Genomic DNA, 7,345 nt, shown 5'->3' with positions numbered 1-7,345 from the left:
ATGGGACCTCCCATGCCCAGCGTAGGTCGACATCCCCGATTCGGCTGATCAGCGGATCGGGTGACCAGAGCCCCACTGTCCGCCCCAACGGCCACAGCCCGCCGCTTGGAGCGGCCAGCCACCCCCGAACGGGCTATCCCTGAGGGCGATCCGCGACTCCTTGCCCCGGCAAGGAGTCAACCCGCGAGGACGGCGACGGCCCGGCGACGGGGTGGGGCCGTGACGGGGTGGGGCGGCGGGCCGGCGACGGGGTGGGGCCGTGACGGGGTGGGGCGGCGGGCCGGCGACGGGGTGGGGCCGTGACGGGGTGGGGCGGCGGGCCGGCCGCCCCACCCCCGCGGATCACGCCAGGCCCAGGTCGGCCAGGGACAGCAGGTACCGGTAGGGCAGCCCCTCGGCCTCGATCGCCTCCCGGGCGCCGGTCGCGCGGTCGACGATCGTCGCCACGCCGACGACCTCCGCCCCGGCCTCGCGCAGCGCCTCCACGGCGGTCAGGACGCTGCCGCCCGTGGTCGAGGTGTCCTCGACGGCGAGCACCCGACGGCCCTCGACGTCGGCGCCCTCGATCCGCCGCTGCATGCCGTGCTGCTTGACCGCCTTCCGCACGACGAACGCGTCGAGCGCCCGGCCGTCGGCCGCGGCCGAGTGCATCATCGCGCAGGCCACCGGGTCCGCGCCCAGCGTCAGGCCGCCGACCGCCACGTAGTCCCAGTCCGCGGTGAGCTGCCGCAGCAACCGACCGATCAGCGGCGCGGCGCGGTGGTTCAGCGTCGCCCGGCGCAGGTCGACGTAGTAGTCGGCCTCCTTGCCGGAGGACAGCACGACCCTGCCGCGCACGACGGACAACTCGGTGACCAGACGCGCCAGCTCGGCGGTGGCGGTGGCATCGACTTCCGGGATTCCCACGAGGCCCTAGCGTCGCACATCCGGGGGTGGGAGAACATCCGCGCTGGTCAGGTGCGGTTGCGGGCGGACGGCGTCCGGTTGGCGATCCGCCGGAGCAGCGCGCGCGGCACGAACCGGCCCAACGCCACCACGGTCTTGTACTGGGCGCCGGGCACCGACACGGCCCGGCCCCGGCGCAGGTCGGCGAGGCACTCGTGGACGACCCGGTGGGCGTCCAGCCACGCCCAGTCCGGCGCGTCGGCCATGTCGATGCCGGCCCGCTCGTGGAACTCGGTGCGGGTGAAGCCGGGGCACAGCGCGAGCACCCGGACCCCGGTGCCCGCCAGCGCGGTGGCCAGCCCCTCGGAGAAGGAGGTCACGTAGGACTTGCTGGCGCTGTAGGTGGAGCCGCGGCCGGCGAAGAACCCGGCGACGCTGGACACGTTGACCACGTCCCCTCGGCCCCGGTCGAGCATGCCGGGCAGCGCGGCGTGGGTGAGTCGCACGACCGAGGTCACGTTCACGTCGAGCTGCGCCTGGATCTTCTCGTAGTCGGTGGTCCAGAACTCGCCGGAGGTGCCGAAGCCGGCGTTGTTGACGAGCGTGTCCACCGGGCGGTCGGGGTCGGCGAGCCGGGCGGCGACCCGCTCCCGGTCCTCGGCGCGCGCGAGGTCCGCCGGCAGCACCTCGACCGCCACGCCGTGGCGGTCGCGCAGCTCCGCGGCCAGCTTCTCCAGCCGGGGGACGTCCCTGGCGACGAGCACGAGGTCCTGGCCCTCCGCGCCGAGTCGTCGGGCGAACGCGGCTCCGATGCCCGCGGTGGGTCCGGTGACGAGAGCGGTCGGCATGCCCCGACGCTAGCGGCTTTCCCTCGACGGTGGGATCCCCTTGCCTGGTCCGGTGATTCTGGGATCGCCGGCCCGTCCCGATACCAGCGACGACACCCGCTTCGCGCCGGTCGCGGCGGGTTCCCTCACGCCGACCGCCCGACACGGGTGGGCGCCTGGGCACCGGAGGAGTGCGATCACCATGTGGGGTTGCGGGATTCGTCGGGCCGTCCGCACCACGATGTCCGTGTCGTTCGTCAGCGGTGTCGCGCTCGGCCTGGCGACGGCGGGCGCGCCGGCGGAGCCGGGGCGGGTGCCCTGCGACGGCAGGTCGGCCCCGGCCGCGTGCGTCTGGGACAGCCAGGTCCAGCGGTGCCGGGGGACCTGCGGGCAGGGGCGGGTGTGCGCGCAGGTCGACGACACACGCAACTGCTACTGCGTGCGTCCCGAGGCCAGCTCGGCGCGCGGCCGGGCCGCGCGCGCCGACTGAGCGGACGGGCTGGTGCTCAGGAGGACGGGCGGCCGGCGCGGGGCAGCTCGCGGACGTTGGACGGCAGGGGGCGGACGGCGTCGTCGGGCTCGGCGTCCTCGCCCTCCTCGCTGTCCAGCGGGTCGACGATGTCGGCCAGCTCGCCGAGGTCGCGCAGCAGCCGTTCGAGGCGGGCCGGGGCGGCGTTGGCCGGGGCCGCCGCGACGACCCACGCGTCCTCCAACCACACCACGGTCACGTCGTCGCCGATCTCGTCGGCGGCGTCGACCAGGTCCGGGGTGATCAGCGGGCGGGCCGAGGCCAGGTCGGAGACGAACGCGTACCGGTCGCCGACCGGGCCGAGCAGGTCCAGCTCGCCCTCCCTGGGCACCGGGACGCTGGGCAGCCACAGCTCGACGACGGTGGACATGGGGCGGCGCCGGTGGACGGCGACCAGCACCGCGGTGGTCTTGCCGTTGACCTCGTGGTCGAGGACGTGGACGCGGCGGCGGCCGTCGGCGGTGAACGTCGACCCGGTGACCACGTCCCTGCCGGTGCCCCGGCCGCTGACCGCGATCAACCCGTGCTGCCACCGGGTCGGCAGCACCTGGTCGACCTCGGCGAACTGCCATCCCCGGAGTCCGGCCCAGCGGCGGCGTTCCCGGTTGCGTGCCGTCCGCTGGGCCCGGTCCGTGGCGAACAGCGCCACCGCGGCCCCCGCCGCGACGACAGCGATCGTGAACCAGACCCAAGCCGGTGCGCCCACGCAGCGAAGCGTAGCGCCGGCCAGCGGACGGAGCGAAGATCGCTTTGGCGGTGCGGCCACCCGGGTGTGTCCAACGACCGTGTCGGTCGCTACGCGACGCGGGGGCGCGCACCCGGTGTGACCAGGCTTGGGGCCGTCCGTGGGACAACCCCGACCACACTTCGCGCGGCTTTTCGTGTGAACTCCGACGGTGGGTGAACACCGTGGGTGGTCATCTGCCGGGCGGGTCGGCCTCGGCCCCTCCGGGTCCCGCCCCGTCCCTCCCCGCTCCTCCTCAGTCCTTCCTCGCCGTGACCATGACGATCGCGCCTTCCGCCGCCAACAACGCCAGGCCGAGGAGGAGCGCGCCGCGCGGGCCGGCCGGCGGCGCCTCGGACGGAGACGCGGACGGGGACCCGGGCCTCGTCTCCAGCATCGGCGTCTCCAGTATCGGCGTCCTCGCTCCGCCCCCGACTCCGGCCCCGGGATCATCCGTCCGGACGAGGCCGGTCGAGGGGCGCGGGGGCTCTCCGAGCGACAGCCGGTGCGCGCAGAGCAGGAACGCGGTGGCGAGCAACGCCACCGCGACCCACGTGAGCCAGTCCGGCTGGCTCGGCTGGGCGCGGTGCGCCAGCCACATGGCCATCGCCACCACGCCGGTGACGACGCCGAGCGAGCAGACCTCGTCCTGCCAGGCGTTCGCCGTCGCCCACCAGGGCAGCCAGCTCACCAGGACGAACAACGACAACAGGAGGAGCGCGGTCTGTTCGGGCCGTCCCCACCGCTCGATCATCCGGCACCTCCGTTCGCGCGCCTTCCCCCCGGATCGGCCGAACCCCGCCTCATGATCTTGGGCATCGGCGGTGAACACCATGCGCGGGAGGGATCGCAAGGCACCACGCGGCTGGGTCACCTGGTGATGTGGTGTTTTCGCCTGGTCGGGGTGGGAGTTGTCCACAGGCGCCCGGGTTGTCCACAGGCCGGGGTTGATCGGTGGTTCGGGTGGTCGCGCACTCGCTAGGCTGGAGCGGGGCTCGCCCCCCAGGGCGGGTGGGGGCTGTCCTCGGGTGGGTGGCGACGGGCCGGTTCGGTTCCGGTGCCTGATTTCTGTGTTGTGTCAAGGCTGTCGCCGGGTTGGGCGACGGGTTTGTCCACAGGCGGCGAGGTTGTCCACAGGGGACTCGTCTGGGCCTGTGCCGTGGGGTGTTGGCCGGTAGGCTGGAGCGGGGCTCGCCCCCCAGGGCGGGTGGGGGCTGACCTGAGGTAGAGGGTCGGCTCTCGCGGTGGCGCTGACGCGGCGCGCGACTTCGCAGCACTCGATTTCGGTGAATGACGGCGATGGGCCGTCCCTCCGGGCGGTGTCCTGCGGTTCCCCCGGCATGCCGTGCCGGAGGTTCTTCGTCATCCAGATCGCGAACGGCAGCGGGGTGGCGGACGGCAACGGCTGTTCCACAACAGCTCGTTCAGCGGTGATTCCGTCAGCTCCGCCCACGCCTTCGTCTTCGCCGAGCGGCGACGGGATCAGCGCTGGGCCTCAGCGGTGGCTCAGGGTCGGGTCATCCTGCGGTATGACGGCGGCGGGCGAGGGGACCAGCCCTGGGTCGTGGTCCGGTCGCGACCGCGAGTCGACGCGCGTGCGGTGGTCCGAAGACGACAGTGGACATCACCAGGACAGCACCAGGGATGCCCCCAGTCGGAAGGGAAGACCACAGATGGCCACGATCACCATGTCCTCCGCCCCCGCCGCCACCGGGGCCGTCGAGTCGTCGCGCGTCGTGGGCGCGCTGCGCACCGCCGCCCGGTTCACCGGCAACTTCGCGGTCGCGTTGTTCAGCGTCTTCGTGCTGGGCTCCGAGGACGTCATCGGCTGACACCGCCGGCCCCGTCCCGGTTCACCCCCGCTTGAGCAGACGGGTCAGGCCGGCGGCGACCGTGGTGGCGAGGACCCAGCCCACCGCGATCAGCCCGGTGGTGATCCACTTCGAGACCCCCTCGGACCGCCACATGGCGTCGTTGCCGAGGTTGACGATCGGGATGAGCTGGTCCACGACGTAGAGGAACGGGTCCCACACCGGGTGGTCCTCCTCGTTGACCGGCACCAGCGGGTGGAAGGCGAACCAGGCGGTTCCCGCCACCGCGCAGACGACGAGCCAGGCCAGCGCCCTCGCCGGCCGGTAGCCGTAGCCCACCATCCACCGTTGCAGCCAGCTCGCGGCGCGCACCGCCGCGCCCAGCCGGCTCCGCCTGGCCAGCGCCGCGTAGCGCAGGCGTTGCTTCTCGATCAGCACGACCGTCGCGCCGTCCTCGTTGCCCCCGGCGCGGAACGTGGTGGCGAGCTGGTCGTACGGGCCGGGCGAGTAGTCGTCCAGCGCCGAGCGCAGCCAGTCCAGCCGCACCCGCGCGTCCTGCTCGGCCCGGGGGTGCAGCGTGTCGTAGACGAAGTCCTCCAGTTCCACCGGGGGCGGGCCGTGCCAGAGCGCGCCGTCGTCCCAGAGGGACGCGCAGACCGCGTAGCTGAGGATCACTCTCCCCTCGGGCGGCGCGGCCAGCGCCAGGGACAGCTCCTGGCAGCGCAGGCCGTAACAGTGCAGCGCCACGGCCCCCTCGGCGGCGCCGAGCCTGGCCCCGTGCAGCCGCACGTCCCGGCCGACCTGGGCGTTCGCCAGACGGACGCCGCCGGAGGCCGCGAACCCGGAGCCGCACACCACGTCGCGCCCCAGTTGGCCGGCCCTGAGGTCGAGCGACGGTTTGGGCCAGCCGCTGTGCTCGTGCCGGCCGGGGCAGTCGAGCACCGCCGCGCGCAGGTTGAGGCTCACACCGACGCGGGTGCCGGCGAGCAGCAACGTGCCGCAGGCCCGCAGGTCCCGCCCGTCCAGCTCGCCACCGACCGCGAGCCTCGGCGCCCACAAGACGTCCTCCCACGGGTGGCACAGCCGGGCCCGCGTGAGCAGGAGGTTGCCCTGCACGACGGTGTTGAGCATGCGGAGCTGGCCGTGCAGTTCCAGGGCGGTGGCGTCCACGTCGCCGTGCACCTCGGCGGAGTCCAGCCGCACCGCCTGCGCGGCGTCGGGCAGCACCCACGCCTCGGCCGCCGCCTGCCCGAGGCCCCTCGGGCGGGGCTGCGCCGGGTGGTGCCGGTGGCCGGGGGAGTCCCCGCAGGTCTCCTCCGGGTGGTCGGCGGCGCGCACCACCGCCTCGGCCAGGCGCAGGGTGCCGCCGACGCGCGCGCTGGTGAGGCGCACGGTCCCCGTGCAGCGGAACCCCTCGTCCAGCTCGACGTTCCCCCCGACCTGGATGCGGTCGGCGACCAACGCGGCGTGCCGGTCGGACAGCTCGCTCTCCGCCCGCTCCGCCTCGTCGGAGATCAGCGGGCCCGCGGTGAGCTGGGCCCCGGAGAAGCTCATGTCGCTGGCGACGTCCGCGCTGGGCAGGAAGACCCTGCCGTCGGCCCGGAACGGCTCGCCCCTGGCCGGCCCCCAGGTCGCGCTGCTGCACAACAGGTGGCCGCCGACGTGGACGCCGTTGCCGTTCAGCACGTCCCGGCCGGGGTTGCTCAACCACGCGCCGTTCAGCGTGAGGTACCCGCCGAGCCGCATCCCGGCCAGGCGCAGTTCGCCGTCGACCCGCAGTCCGGTGCCGAGGAGGCCGCCTCGTAACCGCATCCGGTCGGCGCGCAACGCGCGCCGACCGGGGTGGTGGAGCCGGCTGTACTCCAGGCGGAGGGAGCCGTTGATGTCGGAGTCGGTGAGGTCGACCGCGTCCGCGCGGACGTCGACAGCGCCGAGGGCGGCGGGAGAGCCGAGCGCTGCGGGAGAGCCGAGCACTGCGGGAGGGCCGAGGGCGCTGGGAGAGCCGTCGACGGTCACCGCGCCGTTGACGGTGCAGCGGTCCAGCGCGACGTCGTTCTCGCTCCGCAGGTTCTTCGCCAGCAGTCCGGGCAGCCAGCAGTCGCTCAGCTCCAGCCCGCCGATGTTGGCCTGCCGCAGGTCGATGGGGTGCTCGAAGCGGCACTCCACGAACTCCAGCACGTGGGGCAGGTCGAGTGCCCTGAGCCCGAGCCGGCCGACCACGAACGCCCGTTCCAACCGGATCACCGGCGAGCCGAGCCAGCGCCGGGAGAACGGGAGGCGCCCGCCGGCCACGCCCTCCACGATCCTGTGGGCCAGGAACTCCGCGCGCACCCGCTGCTCGGCCGGCGGGTCCGGGTCGTGGGCCGAGAAGTCGTCGGGTGGCGGATCGGCCGAGCCGTCGAGGCGGCGTTCCGCCGCGGTCAACGGCGTCATGCCGCGGTCACGCGTCTTCCCGGCCATCCCGCTCCCCTGCCCTCGCACCCAGGAAACCGGGATTTCTCCGGCGAGGCAACGGTTTCACCACCACGCGCCACCATCGCACGAGGCGGAGACGGGGACGGGCCGCCCG

The 7,345-nt window shown here is 74.1% G+C and carries 7 protein-coding genes; 2 read left to right on the top strand and 5 right to left on the bottom strand.

Translation table 11 applies throughout. From position 1 onward, the window contains the following. Positions 1-342: 342 nt before the first annotated feature. Entirely contained in the window at positions 343-906 is a 564-nt protein-coding gene (gene pyrE / locus LX15_RS27770) for an orotate phosphoribosyltransferase (RefSeq protein WP_253673083.1), read from the bottom strand. A 47-nt stretch (positions 907-953) separates the two neighbouring features. Further along, complete coding sequence (locus LX15_RS27765) at positions 954-1,733, bottom strand: SDR family NAD(P)-dependent oxidoreductase (RefSeq protein WP_253673081.1); 780 nt, start codon at positions 1,731-1,733, stop codon at positions 954-956. A 226-nt stretch (positions 1,734-1,959) separates the two neighbouring features. Between LX15_RS27765 and LX15_RS27760 the strand changes: the two genes are divergently transcribed. Beyond that, positions 1,960-2,202 carry a hypothetical protein gene (locus LX15_RS27760; protein ID WP_253673079.1) on the top strand — a complete coding sequence of 81 codons (243 nt, stop codon included), beginning with the start codon at positions 1,960-1,962 and terminating at the stop codon, positions 2,200-2,202. 16 nt (positions 2,203-2,218) lie between these two features. Here LX15_RS27760 and LX15_RS27755 read toward each other — a convergent pair whose 3' ends face one another. Both LX15_RS27755 and LX15_RS27750 read right to left on the bottom strand, forming a co-directional pair. After that, complete coding sequence (locus tag LX15_RS27755) at positions 2,219-2,947, bottom strand: TtfA family protein (RefSeq protein WP_253673077.1); 729 nt, start codon at positions 2,945-2,947, stop codon at positions 2,219-2,221. A gap of 274 nt (positions 2,948-3,221) precedes the next feature. Beyond that, positions 3,222-3,719, bottom strand: coding sequence for a hypothetical protein (locus tag LX15_RS27750; RefSeq protein WP_253673075.1), 498 nt, complete (start codon positions 3,717-3,719; stop codon positions 3,222-3,224). A 919-nt stretch (positions 3,720-4,638) separates the two neighbouring features. On the opposite strand from LX15_RS27750, the gene LX15_RS27745 reads away from it, so the two are divergent. Then, positions 4,639-4,797, top strand: coding sequence for a hypothetical protein (locus tag LX15_RS27745; protein ID WP_253673073.1), 159 nt, complete (start codon positions 4,639-4,641; stop codon positions 4,795-4,797). A gap of 21 nt (positions 4,798-4,818) precedes the next feature. Here LX15_RS27745 and LX15_RS27740 read toward each other — a convergent pair whose 3' ends face one another. Further along, a complete protein-coding gene (locus tag LX15_RS27740; RefSeq protein WP_253673071.1) occupies positions 4,819-7,236 on the bottom strand; it encodes an oxidoreductase in 2,418 nt (805 codons plus the stop codon). Between the last annotated feature and the right edge of the window lie 109 nt (positions 7,237-7,345).

This window comes from Streptoalloteichus tenebrarius (assembly GCF_024171885.1).
In the GTDB taxonomy this organism is placed as follows: Bacteria; Actinomycetota; Actinomycetes; order Mycobacteriales; family Pseudonocardiaceae; genus Streptoalloteichus; species Streptoalloteichus tenebrarius.
The sequence above is the reverse complement of the archived record's forward strand: the minus strand, read 5'-3'. Positions and strand labels throughout refer to the sequence as shown.

Excerpts from the sequence above, each read along its gene's own strand:
- LX15_RS27765 (WP_253673081.1), bottom strand. The coding sequence starts at position 1,733 with ATGCCGACCGCTCTCGTCACCGGACCCACCGCGGGCATCGGAGCCGCG.
- LX15_RS27750 (WP_253673075.1), bottom strand. The coding sequence starts at position 3,719 with ATGATCGAGCGGTGGGGACGGCCCGAACAGACCGCGCTCCTCCTGTTG.
- LX15_RS27745 (WP_253673073.1), top strand. The coding sequence starts at position 4,639 with ATGGCCACGATCACCATGTCCTCCGCCCCCGCCGCCACCGGGGCCGTC.
- LX15_RS27740 (WP_253673071.1), bottom strand. The coding sequence starts at position 7,236 with ATGGCCGGGAAGACGCGTGACCGCGGCATGACGCCGTTGACCGCGGCG.